This is a genomic window from Thioalkalivibrio sp. ALgr1 (genome assembly GCF_000378285.1).
In the GTDB taxonomy this organism is placed as follows: domain Bacteria; phylum Pseudomonadota; class Gammaproteobacteria; order Ectothiorhodospirales; family Ectothiorhodospiraceae; genus Thioalkalivibrio.
The window spans coordinates 109,651-131,243 of record NZ_KB905135.1 but is presented as its reverse complement, the minus strand read 5'-3'; the positions used below and the strand labels follow the sequence as shown (position 1 = coordinate 131,243).

The window sequence follows — 21,593 nt, the reverse complement described above, 5'->3', positions numbered from 1 at the left end:
CATGCGCCGGGCCGACCCCCGGGGGAACCGGATCCCCCTTTCTTGCATGGACGTTCGTCATGCATTTCCATTCATGGTGGGCCGAGAGGCCCGGTCATGCCGCCGGCATGACCGGGCACGACATCAGCTCGGGTTGTCGGTGCGCGGGACACGCACGCTTTCCACCAGCTCCTGGATATGCTGCGGCGGCTCCTTGGTCAGCTTCATCACGATGTAGGCCGCGACGAAGTTGAACACCGCACCAATGGCGCCGAAGCCGGTCGGGTTCACGCCGAACAGCCAGTACTCCTCGGTATCCGGGAGCATGGCGGTGCCGGAGAAGAAGAACCACCCCTTGTAGGTAAAGATGTACAGCAGGGTGGTCACCAGACCGACCAGCATGCCGGCGATCGCGCCTTCCTTGTTCATCTTCTTCATGAAGATGCCCATCATCAGGGTCGGGAACAGCGAGGCCGCGGCCAGACCGAAGGCTAGTGCTACCACCTCGGCCGCAAAGCCCGGTGGATTCAACCCCAGATATCCGGCGAACAAGATTGCGCCTGCCATGGCGATACGTCCCGCCATCAGCTCGTTTTTCTCGCTGATTCGAGGCATGAATACGCCCTTCAGCAAGTCATGCGAGATGGCCGACGAGATGGCCAGCAACAGCCCGGCCGCGGTCGACAGGGCCGCCGCGATACCACCGGCCGCCACCAGCGCGATCACCCAGCCCGGAAGACCGGCGATCTCGGGGTTGGCCAGCACCATGATGTCGCGGTCGAGGGTCACGATCTCGGAGCCTTCCCAGCCGTATTCCTCTTCCGCCATCGCGGCGAACTCTTCGTTGTCCTCGTTGTAGTACTGGATGCGGCCGTCGTCGTTCTTGTCCTCGAACGCGAGCAGACCGGTCTGTTCCCAGCGCTCCATCCAGGCCGGCTTGTCCTCGTAGGCCAGGTGGCCTTCTTCGGTGCCGATCTCGCCCGGATGCACGGTGTTGACGAGGTTCCAGATCGCCATCGCACCGACCGCCGGGGCGGTGGTGTAGAGGATGCCGATGAAGACCAGCGCCCAGCCGGCGGACTTACGCGCATCGCGCACACGCGGCACGGTAAAGAACCGGATGATCACGTGCGGCAGACCGGCGGTACCGATCATCAGCGCCATCGTCAGCAGGAACATGTTGAGCATGCTCATGCCGCCCTCGGTGGCCGAGTACATGGTGAAGCCAAGATCCACCATCGTCTGGTCCAGGGCCTCCAGCAGGTAGGTGTCCTGACCCTGCAGGGTGGAACCCAGGCCGATCTGCGGGAACACCTGGCCGGTGAGCGTCAGCGAGATGAAGACCGCGGGCACCGTGTAGGCGAAGATCATGATCACGTACTGTGCGATCTGGGTGTAGGTAATCCCCTTCATCCCGCCGAGCACCGCGTAGATGAACACCACCGCCATGCCCGATACCAGGCCAATGGCCAGCGGCACTTCAAGGATGTTGGAGAACGCGATCCCCACACCACGCATCTGCCCGATCACGTAGGTGATGGACATCGCGAGCAGCGAGATGACTGCCACCACACGCGCGACCTTCGAGTAGAACCGGTCACCGATGAATTCCGGCACCGTGAACTTGCCGAACTTGCGCAGGTACGGGGCCAGCAGCAGGGCCATCAGCACGTAGCCGCCGGTCCAGCCCATCAGGTAGGCGCCCCCGGTAAAGCCGAGGAACGCGATCAGGCCGGCCATGGAGATGAACGACGCGGCGGACATCCAGTCCGCAGCGGTGGCCATCCCGTTGGCGATGGGATTGACACCGCGGCCGGCGACATAGAACTCGCTGGTCGAACCGGCGCGCGCCCAGATGGCGATGCCGATGTACAGGGCGAAGGTCGCCCCGACCACGAGCAGGCTTAGAGTCTGTTGATCCATGACAGGCTTACTCCTCGTGGACGTTGTACTTGCGATCCAGGACGTTCATGCGCCAGGCATAAACGAAGATCAGGATGATGAAGGTGTAGATCGCGCCCTGCTGGGCGAACCAGAAGCCCAGCGGATACCCGCCGATCGAGAACGCGTTCAGCGGTGCGGCCAGAATGATCCCCAGCCCGAAGGACACGAGAAACCAGACGGCAAGGCAGATTGCCAACAGGCGCAGATGCTCGCGCCAGTAGGCCTGCCGGCTCAGGTCTTCTTGTGACATGACGTAGCTCCTCTCATAGGTTTTATTGTTCGCTGTGACTCGTCTATGCGATTCGTCACAGCTGGTACTGCACTTCAAGCTGGCCTTGCAGCTTGCGGGCCTGCCGGAAGGATTCCTTGAGGATGCGTCCCTCAAGGGTGCCCAGTTCCTCCGGCCGGATTCGGTTGTCGTCGTCGCGTCCTTCTCGCAGCGCCTTTTGCTGGGCCCGCAGGCGCAGCATCTGCAGATAGCGCAGGGCGGCGTGATAGTCGCGCGCGTCGGATTCGCGCATCACCTCCGCGGTGACGGCCTGGTCGAGACGCTCGTGGGTGCGGGTGGCCGGCAGTTCGGCGGCCAGCGCGATCACGCGTGCCGCATCCACGAACGGGGTCAGCCCCTGCTTCTTGATGTCGATGCCGTCCGCACCGCTCTTGATCTCGCCGAACAGCCCCAGCGGCGGGCGAAAGGCCTGCTGGTTGGCCGCCATCTGGCGGCGGAAGCGGCTGTTGTAGGCGGTCTTTTGCAGCAGCTGGGTGCGCAGGGCCTCTACCGGGCCGTGGTCGCCATCCACCGCGCGCAGGTCGAAGAAGATGGTGCTCTTGAGCAGGTGATCGGGCGTGCCCTGCTCGATCCAGCGGGTAAAGCGCCGATCCCACTCCGGGCCGCTCAGGCAGCACTCCGGATTGCCCGCCATGATGTTGCCGGGGCACAGCATGAAGCCGCACTCGGCGAGTGCCTCGTTCACGGCCCGGGCGTAGGGCAGCAGGCGCTCGCGGACCGCATCCGCATCGCCGGCCTCGGCATCGAACAGGATGCCGTTGTCCTGGTCGGTGACCAGCGCCTGTTCCTCGCGCGCCTGGGAGCCGAAGGCCAGCCAGGTGAAATCGATCCCTTCGATCGCCTCGTATTGGGGGCGCAGCAGGGCCAGCACGCGGCGCGTGGCGTGCTCGTTCAGGCGCGTGATCAGGCGCAGCACCTGATCCGCCTCGGCCCCCTGGCCGACGACCGCCTCGATCAGGCGCGGGACCTGGCGCAGCCGTTCGGCAATGGCCGCCACGCTGTCGGCGCGGCGAATCTCGCGCACCAGGCCGTCCAGGGTCAGGGGCTGACTGGTGAGCAGGTCGCGTTCGCCGAGCACGCCGACCAGGCGGCCGTCGCGTACCACGCACAGATGCGTCATCCCGTGTTCGGTCATCGCCTCGATGCCCTCGAAGCCCGGCGCGCTTTCCTCCAGGGCGACCGGTTCGGGCGTCATCACCGCGTCCAGCGGGGTGTCGAGGTCGACATCCTTCAGGGCGACCCGTGCCAGCAGGTCCCGCAGGGTGAAGATGCCCACCGGTCGTTGTTCGGCGTCCACCGCGACCACGGAGCCCACGCGCTCGTCGCGCATGGTGGTCAGCACCTCGCGCAGGTGTGTGTCGGGACGGCAGGTCACCGGGACGCGGGCAATGCGCAGCGCGAGCGGGGTATTCAATTGCCCGGCTGCGCCGCCGTCACGGCTGGACAGGGTGTCGAGGCCCTGTTGCAGGCGGTCCAGCAGGTTGGCCAGCCGTCGCGTGCAGAAGTCATTGAAGACGCGGGAGCGCGTGCGCAGCCGGTCGAAGTCCTCCAGGTCCAGCTCCAGGCATACCGTGTCCTCGGCCGCTCGGTGTACCGTATGAACGGCCCGGCGACCGAGCAGGGCGCCGATCGGAAAACACTCGCCGGGGATCAGTTCCCACGCCTTGCCCGAGAGTTGCTCGTCTTCGCTGGGGGTCTCGCCACGGATGCGCCCCTGGCGGATGATGTGAAAGCGGCGCGCCGGTCCGGCATCGGGATCCGTGATGCGGGCCCCGCGCGCGTAGAAGCGACTCTCCAGACGCGGTACGAGGAACTCCAGCGCGTCGGGTTCGAGCTGATCGAACGGGGCGTGGGCGCTGAGGAACTCGCGGGTGCTGTCGAGCGCGTCGGTCATGGCGGTGGCGCATTCCCCTGGGTGAACGGGATCACAGAATGGCCTTCAACCTGCAAAAAGCACGCCATAAGTGGACAGTATTGGGAATCAGTCGTTTGGATGTACGACTTTCTTGCGGGTGTTACGCAAGGTAACGCTGGTGTTTCGATGCGTGACATGAACGCTTTTTGCGAAGACAAAGGAGCCCGCGATGCCTGTATCGCAAGGTTGCATCCTCGAGCAGATTGACCAGTTTGCAGACCTCGTGCCCGAGGAGAAGGCCCTGTTGTTGCAACTGGAGAAGGACCCGAAGCGTTACGCCGCCCAGACCTGCCTGTGTGCGGCTGGCGAGGAGGCCGAGCGTTTCTACACATTGCGTTCTGGTTGGGCCTGTGCGGTACGCGACCTGGCCGATGGGCGGCGTCAGGTCCTGGACATCTTCCTGCCGGGGCAAATCCTGGGCTTGCGCGAGATGGGGTTCAACGAGGCGCGCTCGGACTTCGTCGCGCTGACGGACATCGAGGCCTGCCCGTTTCCCCGCCGTCAGTTGACCGAGGTGTTCGAGCAGGCCCCGCGTCTGGCTTCACTGTTCTTTCTGATCCTGGCGCGCGAACAGTCGATGCTGGTGGAGCGCATCATCAACATCGGCCGCCGGCCCGCGGCCGAGCGCCTCGCGCATTTTCTCCTCGAGATGAAAGTGCGCCTGCAGCGTCCGTCCGAGGAGGTACGGCTCCCGATGAATCAGAGCGTGCTCGGGGATGCGCTGGGCATGTCCGCGGTGCATGTGAGTCGATCGTTCAGCCAGCTGCGCAAGCGGGACCTCATTAGCACGGAAGACGGAGCCATCCGAATCAAGGATATGGACGGACTGGTACGCTTCTCCGGATTCAACCAGGCCTATCTGGACTGCGAAGCCAACTGGGTGAAAAGCGCAAGCCTCGGTTGCGCGGAGGAAGCCTCATAAAGCAATCGCCCGGCTCAAGGCCGGGCGATTGCAGTGCCAGAAAGACGTCTATAGCGGGGCGCCTATAGCGGGGGGCGTCGTCCCGTGATGAAGAAGATGACCGCCAGGATCAGGCCCACCACGAAAAGAATCCATGCAATATTGGTCGCTGCGCCCGCGATCCCGCTCAGGCCCAGCACGCCGGCTACGATTCCGACGATCAAGAACATCAGTGCCCATCCCAGCATCGTCCACTCCTTTTTTGGCTGTAATCGCGCCTGAAGTGTAGGGCATGGTCCGCGCTTTTGCGCGGTCCAGCGCCCGCAGGGTGTCTCGGTTCTCATTTTTCCCGTTTCCGGGGAGCTTTTTGCTTCAGGTTAATGCCATCGTTATCCGGTCTGTTCAGGCTTTACCGCCCGCGTGATGCAGACGCATTCAACAAAGGGAAACTGTATGAACAAAGATCAGATGCTGGGGCGCAGCGAACGATTCAAGGCGCGGCTGAAACAGGAATGGGGCCGCCTGACCGATGACGAGGTAGTCGAGGCCGAGGGCAATATGGACGAGCTGGCCGCGCGGGTTCGCGAGAAATACGGTGATAGCCAGGAAAAGATTGCCGCTAAGATCAACGAACTGATGGACGAGGTGCGTAATGAAGAAGACTCCTGAGACCCCGGCTGTTCGTTGGGTGGCGATGGGGCTGGCTGCGGCAGGCCTGCTGTTTTTGTCGGCCTGTTCCGATTCGGATACGGCGGATGATGCCGGTGAAACGTTCGAAGAAACGGTAGAAGACGCCGTGGATGCCGTTGAAGAATCGGGCGATGAGGCACGCGGCTGGATCGAAGATCAGCGTGAGGACGAAGACGAAATCCAGCGTGAGGAAGAAGAAAACGAGGAGCAATACGAAGACGAGTACTATGACGAGCACCGGGACGGAAACCCTATTCGTTTCGATTAGTCCGTAGTCGTTTGAACCAGAAGGCTGCGGCGCGGGTGGCCACGAGCGGGTGGTCATCCGCGCCCCAGCCTTTTTGTTTTTATGGGTCGTTTTAGATTGATCCCTGACTTTATCCTTAACCTGAGTCAAAGTGGGTGTGCGCTTTGTCAATGATTGATGACCGGGGCATGTAGATATCGGTGTAATTATGAATCGGTTCAACCATTGCGCCTTCCATGTGGCCTGGATTGAATCAAGAATCATCTCCGTTCCTTTGCCGTCCTCAAGCACGATTAGCAAATGAGAAGGAGATGAAGATGAAACGTTATCTGGCTGCCGGGGTTGCAGTATCGGCGCTCGTCCTGTTTGGTTCCCAGAGTGCGCTTGCACAGCAGGACCGTGACCGTACGACGCAGGAGCGCGACCGCACCACAGGCCTGTATATGGGTCTGGGTACGGGGTTCAGCTCATTGAAGAATGACAGCGACGAGGTCGCGGATTTTATTGGGTCCGGGACGTCGGACTACAGCATCGACGATGACGACAATGTCTGGCGCGGCTTTGTCGGTTACAACTTCAATCGCTATCTCGCGGTCGAGGGCTTCTATACCGATCTGGGCGAGGTGCACCTGCGGGGCGACCAGGACGGTGCCCATTCGAGCGTCCGCTCGACGGCCTACGGTGCCAGTGTGCTCGGGAAGTTGCCGATTGGCCCCTATGTAGAGGCCTTCGCGAAGGTCGGCGCGGCCAAGTGGGATGCGGACGTGCGCGGCAACCTGGGAGACGAGGGCCGTACGCTGCGCAGTCAGGACGGTTTCGATCCGGTCTATGGTGTCGGCATGCAGGTCAATCTGAACGCGTTCATGATTCGCGCGGAATACGAGCGCTATGACTTCGACAGCGACTACAAGATGGACGCCTTTACCGCGTCGCTGGGCTGGCGCTTCTAGGGGAGTGAAGGACGCTAAACAAGCCTGACGGGTATCGGCGAGCAAGCCGATCCGGCTTGCCGGATCGTTTCGCCATGACCCTGGGCAACACAGGCGCGCCGCCCCGGCGCTTTGCACAGGGGCGGCGTTTTGCCGTTTGCGACCAGCTGCCTGTCAAGCGGCCTTGGCCTTGGCCAGGCCCTGCTGGCGACCCGGGCGGGCCTCCTTGAGGGTCACCAGTTCCTCGGCGCTGGTGGGGTGCAGCGGAATGGTCAGGTCCAGGTCGCGTTTGGTGGCGCCCATGCGCACGGCCACGGCAAAGCCCTGCAGCATCTCGTCTACATGGGCACCAATCATGTGGATGCCGACGACTTTTTCATTCTCTTCGGCGCAGACCAGCTTCATCGCGACGGGCGGCACCTCGCCCTTGGCGAAGGCGCGGTCCAGGCCGCCGAACTGGGTCTCGTAGATGCGCACTGAATCACCGAAGCGCTCCACGGCCTGCGGCTCGGTCAGCCCGACCATGCCGGCGGTCGGGTGGGTAAAGGTGACCGTCGGGATCTGGTCGTAGTCCACGGGCACAGGGTTCGTCTCCGGGGCATACCAGTGATCTGCCAGTCGGCGACCGGCCGCGATGGCAACCGGGGTCAGCGGACCCTTGCCTATGATGTCGCCCAGGGCATAGATGCCGTCGACGCTGGTCGCCTGCCACTCATCCACCGGGACGGTGCCATCGCGGGCCAGTTTGACACCGGCGTCTTCCAGCCCCATGTCAGCGGTGGCCGGCTTGCGGCCAACGGCCCATAGCACTTTCTCGTACGGGCCCAGTTCCTGGCCGCCCTCGAGCTGGACGGTCACGGCGCCGGGCTTGCCGCCCAGGCCGGCGACCTTCACGCCCAGGTGGCGGTCGATGCCCTGGTACTCCATGTGTTGATCAAGCGCCTGCGAGACCATCGGGTCGAACATCTCCAGCACGCGGTCCTCCATCGCAACCACGTCGGTCTTCACGCCCATGGAGCGCAGCATGCCGGCCATCTCCAGGCCGATGTAACCGGCGCCGATCACGGCGATGGATTCCGGCAGTTCGGTCCACTCGAAGAAGTCGTCGGAGGTCGCGCCCAGTTCGGCCCCTTCCAGCGGCGGCACGATCGGGGCACCGCCCATCGCCAGCACGATCCGCTCGGCGGTGTATTCGGTGCCGCTGTCGCTGATCACCTTGTTCCTGTCGGTCAGGCGAGCGCGTTCCGGGATGTGGGTCACGCCCAGCTTCTCCAGGTGCCCGGCCCAGAACTGGTTCAGGCCTTTCAGCATGGCCTGGCGCTGGTTCGCCAGATCGATGTAGCGGATGCCCTTGATCTCGACATCGACACCGAACTCGTGCGCCTGACGGGCCTGCGCAGCATGCTCGGCGGCATACCAGGTGAGCTTTTTCGGCACGCAGCCTTCGTTCACACAGGTACCGCCGAGCGGTTTCGGGTCGAACACGGCGACGCGCGCGCCGTGCGGGGCGGCGCGTTCCGCCACGGCCAAGCCGCCACTGCCGCCGCCAATCACGATGATGTCGTAGTGTTCCATGTCGGTTCCTCGAAGGGTTCGGTGAAAATGGTACATAACGACCGCGTTCCGCGCGGTCGCCAGGGTCTGCCATCCGTGTCCGGACGTCCGCCTGTGCGGGCATCCGGACACGGATGGCCACCCCACAGGGTGACCACCGGGGACGGGTCACAAGGACCCGACCCGGCAGGCGGGGTTACGCCGCCTTCTTCTCGCGGGAGATCCACTCCTGGAGATCTTCCGAGTCGCCGATGCGGTGGCCGCCCACGAATACCTGCGGGACGGTCATCGCACCGGTGGCGGCGCGCAGGCTGCGCAGGCTGGCGTCGCGGCCCAGCACGATCTCTTCGTAGTCGAGACCGGCGTTCTCGAGCATCTCCTTGGCACTGGCGCAGTACGGGCAGCCGGGCTTGGTGAAGACGACCACGTCTTCGGGGCAGGCCGCGTCCGGGGCGACGTGGGCGAGCATCGTGTCGGCGTCGGAGACCACGAAGGGGTCGCCCGGCTCGTCCGGCTCGATGAACTGCTTCTCGATCACACCGTCACGCACCAGCATGGAGTAGCGCCAGGAGCGGTGGCCGAAGCCGAGGTCGCTCTTGTCGACCAGCATGCCCATCTGCTCGGTGAACTCGCCGTTGCCGTCGGCGATGAAGGTCACGCGGTCGGCCTGCTGGTCAGCCTGCCAGGCCTCCATCACGAAGCCGTCATTGACCGAGATGCAGACGATCTCGTCGATGCCGTGCTTCTTGAGCACCGGCGCCAGCTCGTTGTAGCGCGGCACGTGGGCCGAGGAGCAGGTCGGGGTGAACGCGCCCGGCAGGGCGAAAACGACCACGTTGCGACCCTTGAACAGGTCTTCCGAGCGTACGTCGTTCCAGTCGTTGTCCTTGCGGCAGCGGAAGGTGACTTCCGGGACGCGCTGGCCTTCGCGATTTTCGAGTTCCATAAATACTCTCCTTAATTAAATGGCGCTTGCTTGTCAGTCAGGGATGAAGATTTCTTTTCGGCCGGGGTAGTTCCCGGCTACGGGACCCAAGGTAAGGCCTGGCCATCGATTGATCCAGTTTTATGTTTCTATTGTATCATTAGTTTTCGGCTATTGTGTATGCTTGACGTCACCCGGCCAAACCCGGAAGCTTGCCACCCCGATTCGAGTTCGCCTCGATTCGAGGACCGCGTTATGGTGGTCCGTATCAGTCCCCTCGCGACGACAGGTTGTGAATCCCGCCAGGCCCGGAAGGGAGCAACGGTAGCAGCTGCGTCGGGCGCCGGGGTGTGGCGGGTGCGGGCCACCACCCTTTTCCCTGCGGCCCCGACTCCTGCGGTGATGGCCCCGCACGCGGGCTCGCGAAAGACTGCACTGACGGGGGAGGCATGAGTCACCAGGTTCTGGCCCGCAAGTGGCGTCCCGGTCGTTTCGAGGACCTGGTCGGGCAACCGCATGTGGTGCGTGCTCTGGCCAATGCCCTGAGCGGGGATCGTCTGCACCATGCCTACCTGTTCGCCGGGACGCGCGGCGTGGGCAAGACCACGATCGCCCGCATCCTCGCGCGCTGTCTGAACTGCGAGACGGGTGTTACCCCGACCCCCTGCGGTGAGTGCCGTTCCTGCGTGGAGATCGCCGAGGGCCGGCATCTCGACCTGATCGAGGTCGATGCCGCGTCCCGTACCCGCGTGGACGACACCCGCGAGCTGCTGGACAACGTCTCCTATGCCCCGACGGCGGGGCGTTTCAAGGTGTACCTGATCGATGAGGTGCACATGCTCTCCGAGAAGAGCTTCAACGCCCTGTTGAAGACGCTGGAAGAGCCGCCGGATCACGTGAAGTTCCTGCTCGCCACGACTGATCCGCAGAAGCTGCCGGTCACCGTGCTGTCGCGCTGCCTTCAGTTCAATCTCAAGCCGATGCCGCCGGCGCTGATCGCCGAGCACCTGACGCGCATCCTCGAGGCCGAAGGCTTGCAGGCCGAACCGGGCGCGCTGCTGCGCCTGGGCGAGGCGGCCGAGGGTTCCATGCGCGACGCGCTGAGCCTGACTGACCAGGCCATCGCCTACGGCGGCGATCGCCTGACCGAGTCCGATGCCTGCGACATGCTGGGCCTGCTGCCGCGAACCCGCCTGACCGGCCTGCTGGACGCGGCGTTTTCCGGTGATGGTCCGGGCTTGATGCAGGGTCTGCAGGAGCTTACGGGGCTGGGGCCTGACTGGTCCCGCCTGCTGGACGAGCTGGCGGCCCTGGTGCATCGCGTGGCCGTGGAGCAGCTGGTTCGCAGTGCCGCCGGCGCGGACGGTGACGATGCCGCCGAACGCTGGGCGCGCGAGACCGCAGCTCGGGTGGATCCGGAAACCCTGCAGCTGACCTACCAGATCCTGATCCATGGAGCCCGCGATCTGCCCTGGGCGCCGGATGCGCAGATGGGCGTGGAGATGACCCTGTTGCGTCTGCTGGCCTTTCGGCCGGAAGGGCCCGGCGAAGGGGTCGTGCCCGTCGAGCGCCAGGGCGGGGCCCCGGCCGCACCGCAAGCTGGCCCGAGTGCGGGTTCGGCCATGGCCCGGCCCGACACCACGGCGCGGTCGGCTCCGCCCCCCATCCCGGAGCCGCCGCCCGAGCGGGTTCAGGAGCGGGTGCGCGAGCCGGATCCCGGCCCGGATACCGGGCCGGCCGAGTCTGCGCCGCCACCCCGGGATGCCAAGCCTGTCATGCCCCCGGAGCCGGATTCCGGGCCTTTTGACTGGCATCGCTTTGCCGAAGGTCTGCCGACCGGCACGGTGCGCGAACTCGCGCTGCATGGCGAATTGCAGCAACTGGATGACGAAAGCGTCGTGATCGCCGTAGCCCCGGGTACGCTCTATACCGATCGAACCCGTACGCGCCTGAAGGAGGCCCTGGAGAAACGCCTCGGGCACTCGGTGCGGCTGGAGATTGTCGACCAGACACAACCCTCGCAAGCCACGCCCGCTGCACGGCTTGCGGCAGACGCAGCGGAACGTCAGGCTAGCGCCGAAACGGCGATGCGCGAGGATCCGGTGGTACAGGCCCTGGGCGAGGCCTTCGGGGCCGAACTGGGCGCGGTACGCATTCGCGAGGACCGTGCGGGTGATGAGCCGTCCGCGTCGCAATCGATTGAACGATAACCCCTGCGCAAGGCGCAGGGCAGGAGAGCGAAATCATGATGAAAGGTGGCATGGGTGGCCTGATGAAGCAGGCCCAGAAGATGCAGGAAGACATGCAGAAGATGCAGGCGGAGCTGGCCGAAATGGAGATCGAGGGCCAGGCAGGCGGCGGTCTTGTGAGTGTGCTCATGACCGGCAAGTACGCGGTGCGCCGGGTCAAGATCGACCCCAGCCTGCTGGAGGACGACCGCGACATGATCGAGGACCTGGTGGCCGCGGCCATCAATGACGCCGTGCAGAAGGTCGAGTCCACCACCCAGGAGCGCATGGGCAGCCTGACCGAAGGTATGGGCCTGCCGGCCGGGATGAAGCTGCCGTTCTGATCGCGTCTCCCTGGGTCGGAACCGGCGCTGCGCGCGATGGACGCTGAACTCGACGAACTGGTGCAGGCGCTGCGCTGCCTGCCGGGTGTCGGTGCCAAGTCCGCGCGGCGTATGGCGCTGCACCTGCTGGAGCGCGACCGCGACGGTGCGCGCCGGTTGGCACGGGCCGTCGATCAGGCGGTCGAGCGCGTCGGGCACTGCCAGGTGTGCCGTACCTTGACCACCGCAGAGGTATGTCCTCGCTGCGCGGATCCCGAGCGCGACCCGGGCGTGATCTGCGTGGTCGAGAGCCCGGGCGATGTGATGGCCATCGAGTCGGCGACCGACTTTGCCGGCCGTTTCCACGTGTTGCTCGGGCGGTTGTCGCCGCTGGATGGCATTGGTCCCGAAGAGCTGGGGCTGGATCAGCTGGAGACGCGCTTGCAGGAAGAGGGCGTACGCGAGCTGATCCTGGCGACCAATACCTCGGTCGAGGGCGAGGTCACCGCGCACTACCTCGCGGAAATGGCGGCGCGCCACGGCATTCGCGCTACGCGCATCGCGCAGGGCGTGCCGACCGGGGGCGAGCTCGAGTACATCGATGCGGGGACCCTGGCGCATGCCTTGTCGGGGCGCCGCGATTACTGATCGGGATCAGGTTTTCGGGATGCATTGAATGCATTACCGTTTCCTGATATAAACCCGCGCGTCGTTTAGGAGAACATGATGGCTGACTGCATCTTTTGCAAGATCGTCGCGGGGGAGATCCCGGCGAAGGTCGTGTTCGAGGACGACCAGGTCCTGGCCTTTGAAGACCTGAATCCTCAGGCCCCGACGCATGTGCTGGTGATCCCGAAACAGCACATCGCCACCCTGAACGAACTGACCGCCGAGACGGCCCCGGTGATTGGGCACATGGCGCACGTGGCGGCACAGATTGCACGCGATCGCGGATTTGCGGAAAACGGTTATCGAACCGTGATGAACTGCAACCAAGACGGCGGGCAAACGGTCTACCATGTACACATGCACGTACTGGGCGGTCGCGCGCTGAGCTGGCCCCCGGGCTGATCGAGACAACACAACACGGACGATGCGGCGTGACGCGACGGAATCATCACGGTGAAGCCAGGCAAGCAGCGCGGGGCAACAGCCCGCAGCTGGCGCCTGCGCGTGTGCCGGTCGCGCTGGCACTGGCCGTCTTGTTCGGAGTGGCCGCCACCAGTGTGGCGCATGCCGACGATCGCTATTCCCTGACGTATACCCCCACCAGCACCGAGTCGACGCTTGGTGGGCCGGATCGCGTCGAGGAAGAAGCCGAGTACGAATCCGAGAGCGGGACCGTGGTGGACCCGGTGGGCATGGAGCCGATCGGTGGCGCGGCCCGCTCCGCGCCCAACGTCCTGCCGATGACCGATCCGGAACCCGCCTCGGCGAGTCGCGACTGGCGCTATCAACTGACGCTGCGCACCGAGACCACTGGTGGCCTTCCGGGTGACGAGACCGGTATGGGCGTCCTCTCCAGCCGCCTGTTCGAGGTGGAAGGGGCTTACCACCAGCAGCTGGGCGCGGGCTTTGGTTATGGCTTGAACCTGGGGGTTGGTATGGAGACTCGTCCGGGCTGGTCGGACCTGGGCCCGGAGACTGAATCCACGGCCTATTTCACCGACCTCAGCTTCGGCCCCACCTTTGCGTCCGGGTCTGGCCGCTTTGACAGCCAGTTCCGTGTCGGCGTGCGCCAGTCACTGACGAGTGGAGACGATGCCCTCGGCTTCGGCTACGGGGGCCGTCATCGCGAGTTGGGTCGCAGCGCGGGGTATCTCAGCCTCGACAGTCGCCTGCGCCTGCAGAATCAGTCCGAGTTGTCGCTGAGCCTGTATTACGACGACTACTCGCTGAACACCTCAAGCGACTGGATGTCCGATCGCCTCGATTTCGAGAGTACTCGCGACTCTTCGTCGTCGGTGGTCGGCGTGGAGATGGGGCTGACGTTCTAGTCGCCTTCCCCTAGCGTTTCTCCAGCGTCCCCAGTAGGGCGGTCCAGGCCTCGAGCCGTGCCACGGGCAGAGTGCCTTGATCGACGGCCTCCCTTGCCGCGCAGCCGGGTTCGGACTGGTGCCGACAATTGCGAAATCGGCAATTGTCGGCAAGCGCTTCGATATCCGGAAACCCGCGCACCAGCGCATCGATGGATTCCAGTTCCGGCGTAAAGTCGCGCACGCCCGGCGAGTCGATCCAGGCGCCACCCCCTGTCAATGAATACCACTGTGCCGTGACCGTCGTGTGGCGGCCCTCGCCGGACACCGCGAGATCTCCCGTTTCCGGAAGCTTGATATCACCGCTGCCGTGGCGCTCCAGCAGCGCGGCGATCAGCGAGGATTTGCCCACCCCGGACTGTCCGATCAGGATGTTGGTATGCCCCCGGGCGGCCTCGGCGAGGGCGGACAGCCCGTACCCACTGCGGGCGCTGACATGCAGGGGGTCAAGGTCCAGGTGAGCGTAAGGGGCCAGCCAGTCCCCCGTGTTGGCGGGTCCCGCGTCCTGCTTGTTCACCAGGATCCGTGGCCGTGCGGGGAGGTTGTATACCGCAACCAGGAAACGGTCGATCAAGTACCGCGCCGGCATCGGGGAGGGCGCGATCACGATCCAGACGGTGTCGATGTTGGCCGCGATGACCTTGCGCCGGCCAAAGCCGTCCTGGCGCACCAAGGTATTGTCCCGGGCCAGGCGCCGCTGAACCTGCTCGCCGGTCGCATCCATCTCCACGCGATCACCGCAGGCGAGATCCTTCACCCGGCGGTGCAGCCGAATGCGGCGCGGCACCGCGTTCGCCGGCGCCGCGATGTCGGCCATCTGGTTGTGGCGGGCGTGAACCCGGCCGACCCGGCTCAAGAGGTCGGACCAGCCGGTGCCGTGCTGGTCACGCTGTTAGTCAAAGAGCGCATCGATGCGGGCGGCGCAGATCAAGTCGTTCTCCGTCAGGCCACCCACCGCGTGCGTCGAGAATTGCACCGAGCAACGGTTGTAGCCGACCGCCATGTCCGGGTGGTGATCCTCGACATGGGCGATCCAGGCCACCGCGTTCACGAACGCCATCGTCTCGTGAAAGTTCTTGAATTTGAAGCCGCGCTGGATGCTGCGGCCCGCCTCGTCGATGCCCCAGTGGCTGTCCAGCTGGCCGAGGCCGCGCTCGGCGTCCGCGCGCGACATCGGCTCGGTGAACCCTTCACAGGCTTGGCAGTGCTTGGTCTTCAGGTCACTCATCGAACTGGTAGTACTCCGCGTTCAGGTAGGCCACCACCGCCTCGATCTCGTCGTCGAACCAGTTGGTGCCCAGTTGTGCGTTGCAGTTGTTCACCTGCCGGACCAGGTGGTCATAGTCGCCAACGATCCGGTTGTCGCGCGTGTACAGGTCCGTACCGTCGCCACCGACCATGTCGGCATGACAGCTGATGCAGTTGTCCTGATGCAGGTTCTTGCCCTTCTGGATGTCGTCGGCCTGGGCGGTGCCCAGCGAAAAACCGAGGCCCAGGGCCGCAAGGCTTGAGATGATCAGTCGCATGATTCCCTCCTTTGTGGGGAATGGATCCGGCGGGGCCGTATGGCCCCCGAGACCTTGGCCGCGTTGCAGGTGAGCAAAACGGACAACGTCATCCTGGACCATGATGATAGACTTTGAGCGCACAGGAAAGGAGCGGGCATGGCAGCGAGCGCCGAAAACCTGATCTGGATCGATCTCGAGATGACCGGCCTGGATCCCCAGAACGACCGAATCATCGAGGTGGCCACCATCGTCACCGACAAGGAACTCAACATCCTGGCGGAGGGCCCGGTCCTCGCGATCTACCAGCCCGCCGACGTGCTGGATGCGATGGACGAATGGAATCGGCGCACGCACGGGGCCTCCGGCCTGATCGAGCGCATCCGCCACAGCAGTACGGACGCGGCCGCCGCCGAACGCGAGACGATCGACTTCCTGTCCGACTATGTGCCGAAAGGGGCCTCGCCGATGTGCGGGAACTCGATCTGTCAGGATCGGCGTTTCATGGCGCGCCTGATGCCGGAGCTGGAGGCCTATTTCCACTACCGTAACCTGGACGTCTCCACGCTCAAGGAGCTGGCCCGACGCTGGGCCCCCGACGTGCTCTCGAAGCTGCAGAAGAACGCCTCGCACCAGGCGTTGCAGGACATCCGCGACTCCATCGACGAACTTCGCGTCTACCGCGAACACTTCATCCAGCTGCCGCCCGCCGCCGCCCACGACTGATCGCGCTTCGTCGCGCCCTGCGCCGTTCAGGCTGGGCCTGGTTCGTCTTTCAGTGTTTACGGTGGTTTCGGTCCGCCGCCCGCCAAGCGCTCACTCGCGAGCGCGCCGCGCCCGTTGTTAATCAAAAACGGGCTTCTTTGCTCGTGCAAAGAAGTAACCAAGAAACACGCCCGGGATTCGCCCGGGAACCTTGCTCCGGACGCGCCAGGCCGGCGGCGCTGAAACTCGCTGCGCTCAGACAGTCAGCGCCCCGTGTCTATTATGAATCGTCCGGCCTGTCACGCCCTCCACAAGGGGCTCATATCGGGAGGGTAGGTCAAAACAGAAGGCGCTCCAGCGCCTGCCAAAAGTCCCGCGCTGTAGGGTGCGGTTGAGCGCAGCGAAACGCACCGTTCCGACGTTGGGGCAACCCTGATGCGATTCGCTGCGCTCATCACATCCTACGATGGGGTCTGGCGCCCGCTGGCGGGCGCGGCACGCCAGGGCCGCAGGCCGCGCGTGCCCAGGATGTCGGGACACCTTGCCTCCATCCATTGGCACGAACGTCAGGCCAGCCGTTGTCTTGACCTTATCCCCCCGTATGAAGCCCCTTGCGGAAGGGTCCTCGGGCCGGACGATTCAAAATAGACACGGGGCGCTGACTGTCTGAGAGAAGCCGGAAGGCGTAGCGAGTTTCAGCGCCGCCGGCCCGAGGGCCCTGGAGCAAGGTTCCCGGGCGGAATCCGGGTGCCCTTCTTTGGGTACTTTCTTGGGCAAGCAAGAAAGTACCTCGCGGCGCGCTCGCGAGTGAGCGCACGGCAGTATGCGGACCGAAGGCACGTAAACCCCGGATGCCGAACCAGGCCCAGCCTCAACGGCGCTGGCAACTGACCACAGGCGGGGTTGCATAGTAAGGCACTGGTGCGGAAACCGGCCGGGAGGCGGAGGCTAGTAGAAACGGCCGAGGGCGCCGCGAACCTGCACCTCGGTCTCCGGCGTCAGGTGCGCGCCCAGCTCCAGCGGATGATCCGGCAACAGCAGCACCACCGACGAGCCGAGGTTGAAGCGCCCCATCTCGGCCCCGCGCTCGAGCGTGATCTCGCGATCCGGGTATTCGCTGCAGCTGTAGGGCTGTCCGGCCGGTGGCGTCACCTCGCCCGCCCATACCGTCTCGATCGAGCCGACGTTCTGGGCCCCGATCAGGGCGACGGCCATCGGCCCGAAATGCGTGTCGAAGCAGGCCACCACGCGCTCGTTGCGGGCATACAGGCGCGGGACATGGCGCACGATGCGCGGCGCGACCGAGAACAGCCGGCCGGGCACATGCAGCATGTGGGTCAGCGTGCCGGTCAACGGCATGTGCAGCCGGTGGTAATGCCGCGGCGACAGATAGAGCGTTACGAAATGGCCATGGCGAAACGGTTCGGCAAGGTCTTCCTCCCCGCCCAGAAGCTCCCGCACCGTATAGTGGTGGTCCTTGGCCTGAAAGATCTGGCCGGCCTCGATGCGCCCGGCCGCGCTGACCCGCGAGTCGGCGGGGCTCACGACCGTGTTGTCGTCACCCGCCAGGGGGCGGGCGTCCTCGCGCAGCGCCCGTGTGAACAGGGCATTGAAGCTGGGGTAGGCCCCGATGTCGGGCTCCGCCGCCTCGTCCATGTTCAGCCCGTACTGGCGCACGAACCAGCGCAGCAGTGGCTGAACGCGCGGGCTCTCGATGCGGGCCAGGCGGTGCACCACCCGCGACAGCGCATGCTGCGGCAGCAGGTGGGAAGCTCGGGCCAGCCAGGGGTCTAGGGCACTCATTGGAATACTCGGTTCGGGCGCACGGGACGAAAGCGAGCCGGTATGATGACGGCCCCCACGCCAATGGGAAAGGCCCAAATGGAATCCACCACAGGACTGCGCACGCTGCGCGACTTCATCCGCTTTGGCGCGAGCCAGTTTCGCGCGGCCGGGCTGAGCTTCGGCCACGGGACGGACAACGCCTTCGACGAGGCCGCCTGGCTGGTGCTGCATACGCTGCATCTGCCGCTGGATCTGCCCGAGAGCTGGTGGTCGTCGAACCTGAGCGAGGCCGAACGCACGCGGGTGATTGCGGTGCTGCGCACGCGCATCGAGACCCGCAAGCCAGCGGCCTATCTGACCGGCGAGGCCTGGTTTGCCGGGCTGCCTTTCTTTGTCGACGAACACGTGCTGGTGCCGCGCTCGCCCCTGGCGGAGCTGATCGCGGTCGGTTTCGAACCGTGGATCGAGGCCGATTCGGTGGAGCGGGTGCTGGATCTGTGCACGGGCGGCGGCTGCATCGGTATCGCCACGGCGCTGGCCCTGCCGCAGGCACAGGTCGATCTGAGCGATGTCTCCGAACCGGCGCTGGCCATCGCAGCGCGCAACATCGAGCGCCATGGCGTCGGTGACCGCGTGCAGGTGCGGCACTCCGATGTCTTCGATGCGCTGGGGACGGAGGATCGCTACGACCTGATCGTGAGCAATCCGCCCTATGTTGATGCCCGCGACATGGCCGAGCTGCCGCAAGAGTACCGCCACGAACCCGAATTGGGCCTGGCTGCGGGCGAGGACGGGCTCGACATCGTGCGCCGCATCCTGGCCGATGCGCGCCGCCATCTGACCGAGGACGGCGCGCTGATCGTCGAGGTCGGCAACAGCCAGCCCGCGGTGGAGGAGGCCTTCCCGGATCTGCCGCTGATCTGGCTGGAGTTCGAATCCGGTGGCCACGGGGTCTTCCTCGCGTATGCCCGGGATCTTCCGTAGTCTTCGCGGGCTGGGAATGAACAGAAACGAAGGAAACACGGCAATGATTCGAGTGGCAGTGGCGGGCGCCGCCGGGCGCATGGGGCAGAACCTGGTGCAGGCCGTCGAGGATCACCCCGGAGGCACGCTGGGGGCGGCGAGCGAACGACCGGGCAGCGAGCGTCTCGGTACCTCCGTGGGGTCGGCGGCCTCGGTCCAGCTGGTCGAGGACCTGGCGACCGTGGCCGATGACTTCGATGTCCTGATCGACTTCACCAGCCCTGAGGCGACCATGCAGCACCTGGAGCTGTGCCGCGCGCACGGCAAGGCGCTGGTGATCGGTACCACGGGCCTGGATGCCGCGCAGGAGCAGCGGCTGCGAGACGCGGCCGGGGCGATGCGCATCGTCTATGCGCCGAACATGAGCGTCGGGGTGAACCTGACCTTCAAGCTGGTCGAGCTGGCCGCCCGCGCACTGGGCGACAGCGTGGATGTCGAGATCCTCGAGGCGCACCACCGGCACAAGGTGGATGCCCCCTCGGGCACGGCCCTGAAGCTCGGCCGGGTGGTGGCCGAGGTCCTGGGGCGCGACCTGGAGCACGACGCCGTCTACGGCCGCGAGGGCCAGACCGGGGCGCGTGACCGGCGCACCATCGGGTTCGCGACCGTGCGTGCCGGCGACATCGTGGGCGAACACACCGCGCTGTTCGCCGGCGAGGGGGAACGCATCGAGATCACCCACAAGGCCTCCAACCGCGGGATTTTCGCCTCGGGGGCGGTGCGTGCGGCGGTATGGCTGGCTGGTGCCGAACACGGCCTGTACGACATGCAGGACGTACTGGGGCTGCGGGAGCTCTAAGATCCAGCTGCTTTAGGGAGACGCTGATTTAATCGCACGTCCGCGTTGGTGCCCCCTGTTTTCCGAGACAAGGCGCGTCGCGCAGCGGGTAGTGGTTCTACCCGCAAGCGGCGCAACGAAGGATCGGGGAACAGGGGGCACCAACCCCACAAGCCATTGAACGCAGGGGCTCGGCCGCTTTTGCGCGCGCACAGCGTTGCGGCTCCTTTGTGCAGAATGACTGCACGGCAGTCACCGCGCCTTGTTCGCACGCAAAAGCGACTCGAGCGCGGACGTGCGATTAAGTCAGCGTCTCCCTAGCTGCGCGGCTTGAAGCCGGGCGGGTGGCGCGCGATCCAGACGACGAAGTCCTGCACGACCGGCTCGGCGAGCAGTGCCTCCGCGGTGTTCAGGCGCTCGGCCAGGGTCTGCTCGTCAAAGTGCTTGTGGATGTGGTCGTGGCAGGGGCGGCAGACCCAGAGGATTCGCTGTTCGCGCTCGCTCCGACTGAACAGGCGCCGGATGCGCTTGCGGCGGTGCTGCTTGCGCGGGATCAGGTGATGCCGCGTCAGGTCGTCCATCGACCGGCCGCACAGCCCGCAGGCCGGTGGCGGGCCGGGCACCCCGGGCGTCATGGCTTCGTCCTGGCTCACGGCATGTCGTGCGCGCCCCCGGCGGGAGGCGATGTGCGGCCACCCATGCGGCAGCGCGGGGGCGGCTCGGTGATCGCGTAGGCCGGATCGCCCAGGTCCATAATGCAGGGCGCACCCTCGGGATCGACAATCCGCTGCAGCATGCCGCCGAGGGCGTCGAGGCTGTCGCGCCGGGGGAGTTCGCCGACCTGGCGCGAGGTGATGGGCTCCCAGTCGCCGTTGCGCTCCTCCGCGATCTCGAAGCCGAACGGGAAGAAGCCGGGGACCCCCAGGCGGATGTCGGTGACCACGAGCCGGTCGGGGCCCTCGTCATGCGCGGTGCGATGAAAGCGCAGGAAGTCGCCGGAGAACCACTGCAGGCGCTGCCCGTCTTCCAGCGCCAGCGCGGCCTCGCGCAGTTCCGGGTCACCGCGCTCGAAGCGTTCGAAGTCGGGTCGGATCGGGTCGTCGAAGATGCCGACCCAGGCATCCAGGAACTCGTCGCCGTTGATCACGGTGACACGCCACAGCAGCAGGTTGAACGGGGTCGGCTGGACCATTCGCGGTTGCTCTTCCAGCTCCATCGCCGCCAGCACGGGCTGGATGCGGTGGTCGATCCAGGCCTTCAATGCCAGGCCGGAGCCGGCATAGACGGTCGAGAGTACGAGCCCGGCGACCAGCAGGCGCGGGGCGAAGCGGTAGAACAGCGCGCCGATCGCCGCGACCAGCAGCGGCAGGGTGTAGAACGGGTCGATCACGAAGATCGAGCCCGTGGACAGGGGGCCGACTGGCAATGGCCAGAGTACCTGGGTGCCGTAGGTGGTCAGCAGGTCGTTCAGCGAGTGGGTGGCCCAGATCAGGAAGAAGAACAGCCACCAGCGGCCAAAGCCGATTTCCCGCGTTGCCGGGACCTTGGCGAGCAGCCCCGCGACGCCGGTGGCCACCAGCAACTGCACCAGCCAGGAGTGCGTAAAGCCCCGGTGGTGGATGAACTCCGATACCGCGTCCCCGTAAGCTATGAACGCGTCCAGGTCGGGCAGCAGCGCGACACCGGCGCCCAGTACCACGGCCTTGCGCCCCAGGCGGGAGCCGAGGGTGAGGCCGCCGATCACGGCGCCGAGACTGGCGTGGGTAATGGGGTCCATGCGCGATAATTCCTTTGTTTAAGGCCCGTGAATTACGAGCCTGCGACCGGGTCACGGGGC

24 protein-coding genes and 1 other RNA gene are annotated in these 21,593 nt (G+C 65.3%); 13 read left to right on the top strand and 12 right to left on the bottom strand.

Features of this window, described 5'->3' with window-relative positions; all coding sequences use genetic code 11:
* Nucleotides 1-123: 123 nt before the first annotated feature.
* Genes F466_RS0110040 through F466_RS0110030 form a run of 3 tightly spaced genes read right to left on the bottom strand, consistent with a single transcriptional unit; the run spans nt 124 to nt 4,106 of the window.
* Nucleotides 124-1,902, bottom strand: a complete 1,779-nt coding sequence (locus tag F466_RS0110040) for a sodium:solute symporter family protein (RefSeq protein ID WP_018994055.1) — start codon at nt 1,900-1,902, stop codon at nt 124-126.
* Nucleotides 1,903-1,909: 7 nt separating this feature from the next.
* A complete protein-coding gene (locus F466_RS0110035) occupies nt 1,910-2,173 on the bottom strand; it encodes a DUF4212 domain-containing protein (protein ID WP_018138481.1) in 264 nt (87 codons plus the stop codon).
* Between the two features lie 55 nt (nt 2,174-2,228).
* Nucleotides 2,229-4,106, bottom strand: coding sequence for a DUF294 nucleotidyltransferase-like domain-containing protein (locus F466_RS0110030; protein ID WP_018138482.1), 1,878 nt, complete (start codon nt 4,104-4,106; stop codon nt 2,229-2,231).
* 190 nt (nt 4,107-4,296) lie between these two features.
* Here F466_RS0110030 and F466_RS0110025 point away from each other — a divergent pair, with 190 nt between their 5' ends.
* Nucleotides 4,297-5,049 (top strand): Crp/Fnr family transcriptional regulator, encoded by a 753-nt coding sequence (locus tag F466_RS0110025; RefSeq protein WP_018138483.1) that lies wholly within the window; start codon nt 4,297-4,299, stop codon nt 5,047-5,049.
* Between the two features lie 62 nt (nt 5,050-5,111).
* On the opposite strand, the gene F466_RS13500 is transcribed toward F466_RS0110025, so the two are convergent.
* Nucleotides 5,112-5,276: a DUF1328 domain-containing protein gene (locus tag F466_RS13500; RefSeq protein ID WP_012983227.1), complete on the bottom strand. Its 165-nt coding sequence runs from the start codon at nt 5,274-5,276 to the stop codon at nt 5,112-5,114.
* 205 nt (nt 5,277-5,481) lie between these two features.
* Here F466_RS13500 and F466_RS0110015 point away from each other — a divergent pair, with 205 nt between their 5' ends.
* From F466_RS0110015 to F466_RS0110005, 3 genes are all read left to right on the top strand, one after another.
* A complete protein-coding gene (locus tag F466_RS0110015; RefSeq protein ID WP_018138484.1) occupies nt 5,482-5,697 on the top strand; it encodes a CsbD family protein in 216 nt (71 codons plus the stop codon).
* 25 nt (nt 5,698-5,722) lie between these two features.
* Entirely contained in the window at nt 5,723-5,986 is a 264-nt protein-coding gene (locus F466_RS0110010; protein ID WP_018994054.1) for a hypothetical protein, read from the top strand.
* A 296-nt stretch (nt 5,987-6,282) separates the two neighbouring features.
* Nucleotides 6,283-6,915, top strand: coding sequence for a porin family protein (locus tag F466_RS0110005; RefSeq protein WP_018994053.1), 633 nt, complete (start codon nt 6,283-6,285; stop codon nt 6,913-6,915).
* Nucleotides 6,916-7,068: 153 nt separating this feature from the next.
* Here F466_RS0110005 and gorA read toward each other — a convergent pair whose 3' ends face one another.
* Nucleotides 7,069-8,469, bottom strand: coding sequence for a glutathione-disulfide reductase (gorA, locus tag F466_RS0110000; protein ID WP_018994052.1), 1,401 nt, complete (start codon nt 8,467-8,469; stop codon nt 7,069-7,071).
* 175 nt (nt 8,470-8,644) lie between these two features.
* Complete coding sequence (locus F466_RS0109995) at nt 8,645-9,394, bottom strand: glutathione peroxidase (RefSeq protein ID WP_018138488.1); 750 nt, start codon at nt 9,392-9,394, stop codon at nt 8,645-8,647.
* A gap of 245 nt (nt 9,395-9,639) precedes the next feature.
* Here F466_RS0109995 and ffs point away from each other — a divergent pair.
* From ffs to F466_RS0109970, 6 genes are all read left to right on the top strand, one after another.
* An RNA gene (ffs, locus tag F466_RS13495) (signal recognition particle sRNA small type) lies at nt 9,640-9,736 on the top strand.
* An 86-nt stretch (nt 9,737-9,822) separates the two neighbouring features.
* A complete protein-coding gene (gene dnaX / locus F466_RS0109990; protein ID WP_018994051.1) occupies nt 9,823-11,583 on the top strand; it encodes a DNA polymerase III subunit gamma/tau in 1,761 nt (586 codons plus the stop codon).
* Nucleotides 11,584-11,618: 35 nt separating this feature from the next.
* Nucleotides 11,619-11,945 carry a YbaB/EbfC family nucleoid-associated protein gene (locus tag F466_RS0109985; RefSeq protein WP_018138490.1) on the top strand — a complete coding sequence of 109 codons (327 nt, stop codon included), beginning with the start codon at nt 11,619-11,621 and terminating at the stop codon, nt 11,943-11,945.
* Nucleotides 11,946-11,981: 36 nt separating this feature from the next.
* Entirely contained in the window at nt 11,982-12,572 is a 591-nt protein-coding gene (recR, locus tag F466_RS0109980) for a recombination mediator RecR (protein ID WP_018138491.1), read from the top strand.
* 78 nt (nt 12,573-12,650) lie between these two features.
* Nucleotides 12,651-12,995, top strand: coding sequence for a histidine triad nucleotide-binding protein (locus F466_RS0109975; RefSeq protein ID WP_012983218.1), 345 nt, complete (start codon nt 12,651-12,653; stop codon nt 12,993-12,995).
* A gap of 104 nt (nt 12,996-13,099) precedes the next feature.
* On the top strand, nt 13,100-13,921 hold the full coding sequence (locus tag F466_RS0109970) for a hypothetical protein (protein ID WP_018994050.1): 822 nt from the start codon (nt 13,100-13,102) through the stop codon (nt 13,919-13,921).
* A gap of 10 nt (nt 13,922-13,931) precedes the next feature.
* Here the strand turns inward: F466_RS0109970 and rsgA are convergent, their stop codons facing one another.
* From rsgA to F466_RS0109955, 3 genes are all read right to left on the bottom strand, one after another.
* Nucleotides 13,932-14,777 carry a ribosome small subunit-dependent GTPase A gene (gene rsgA / locus F466_RS0109965; protein WP_018138493.1) on the bottom strand — a complete coding sequence of 282 codons (846 nt, stop codon included), beginning with the start codon at nt 14,775-14,777 and terminating at the stop codon, nt 13,932-13,934.
* Between the two features lie 75 nt (nt 14,778-14,852).
* Nucleotides 14,853-15,188, bottom strand: a complete 336-nt coding sequence (locus tag F466_RS0109960) for a 4a-hydroxytetrahydrobiopterin dehydratase (RefSeq protein ID WP_018138494.1) — start codon at nt 15,186-15,188, stop codon at nt 14,853-14,855.
* Nucleotides 15,181-15,486: a cytochrome c gene (locus tag F466_RS0109955; protein WP_018138495.1), complete on the bottom strand. Its 306-nt coding sequence runs from the start codon at nt 15,484-15,486 to the stop codon at nt 15,181-15,183. Before F466_RS0109955 ends, F466_RS0109960 begins: the two co-directional genes overlap by 8 nt.
* A 138-nt stretch (nt 15,487-15,624) precedes the next feature.
* Here F466_RS0109955 and orn point away from each other — a divergent pair, with 138 nt between their 5' ends.
* Nucleotides 15,625-16,191, top strand: coding sequence for an oligoribonuclease (orn, locus tag F466_RS0109950; RefSeq protein ID WP_018138496.1), 567 nt, complete (start codon nt 15,625-15,627; stop codon nt 16,189-16,191).
* 927 nt (nt 16,192-17,118) lie between these two features.
* On the opposite strand, the gene asd is transcribed toward orn, so the two are convergent.
* Nucleotides 17,119-17,973, bottom strand: a complete 855-nt coding sequence (asd, locus tag F466_RS0109945) for an archaetidylserine decarboxylase (protein ID WP_018994049.1) — start codon at nt 17,971-17,973, stop codon at nt 17,119-17,121.
* Nucleotides 17,974-18,051: 78 nt separating this feature from the next.
* Here asd and prmB point away from each other — a divergent pair, with 78 nt between their 5' ends.
* Entirely contained in the window at nt 18,052-18,939 is an 888-nt protein-coding gene (gene prmB / locus F466_RS0109940; protein WP_018175491.1) for a 50S ribosomal protein L3 N(5)-glutamine methyltransferase, read from the top strand.
* A 43-nt stretch (nt 18,940-18,982) separates the two neighbouring features.
* Nucleotides 18,983-19,777, top strand: a complete 795-nt coding sequence (dapB, locus tag F466_RS0109935) for a 4-hydroxy-tetrahydrodipicolinate reductase (RefSeq protein WP_018994048.1) — start codon at nt 18,983-18,985, stop codon at nt 19,775-19,777.
* 296 nt (nt 19,778-20,073) lie between these two features.
* Here the strand turns inward: dapB and F466_RS0109930 are convergent, their stop codons facing one another.
* The gene (locus F466_RS0109930) at nt 20,074-20,391 is read right to left on the bottom strand and encodes a hypothetical protein (RefSeq protein WP_018175493.1); all 318 of its coding nucleotides are present in this window, start codon (nt 20,389-20,391) and stop codon (nt 20,074-20,076) included.
* A gap of 14 nt (nt 20,392-20,405) precedes the next feature.
* Nucleotides 20,406-21,533: a metal-dependent hydrolase gene (locus F466_RS0109925; RefSeq protein WP_018994046.1), complete on the bottom strand. Its 1,128-nt coding sequence runs from the start codon at nt 21,531-21,533 to the stop codon at nt 20,406-20,408.
* Nucleotides 21,534-21,593 lie beyond the last annotated feature (60 nt).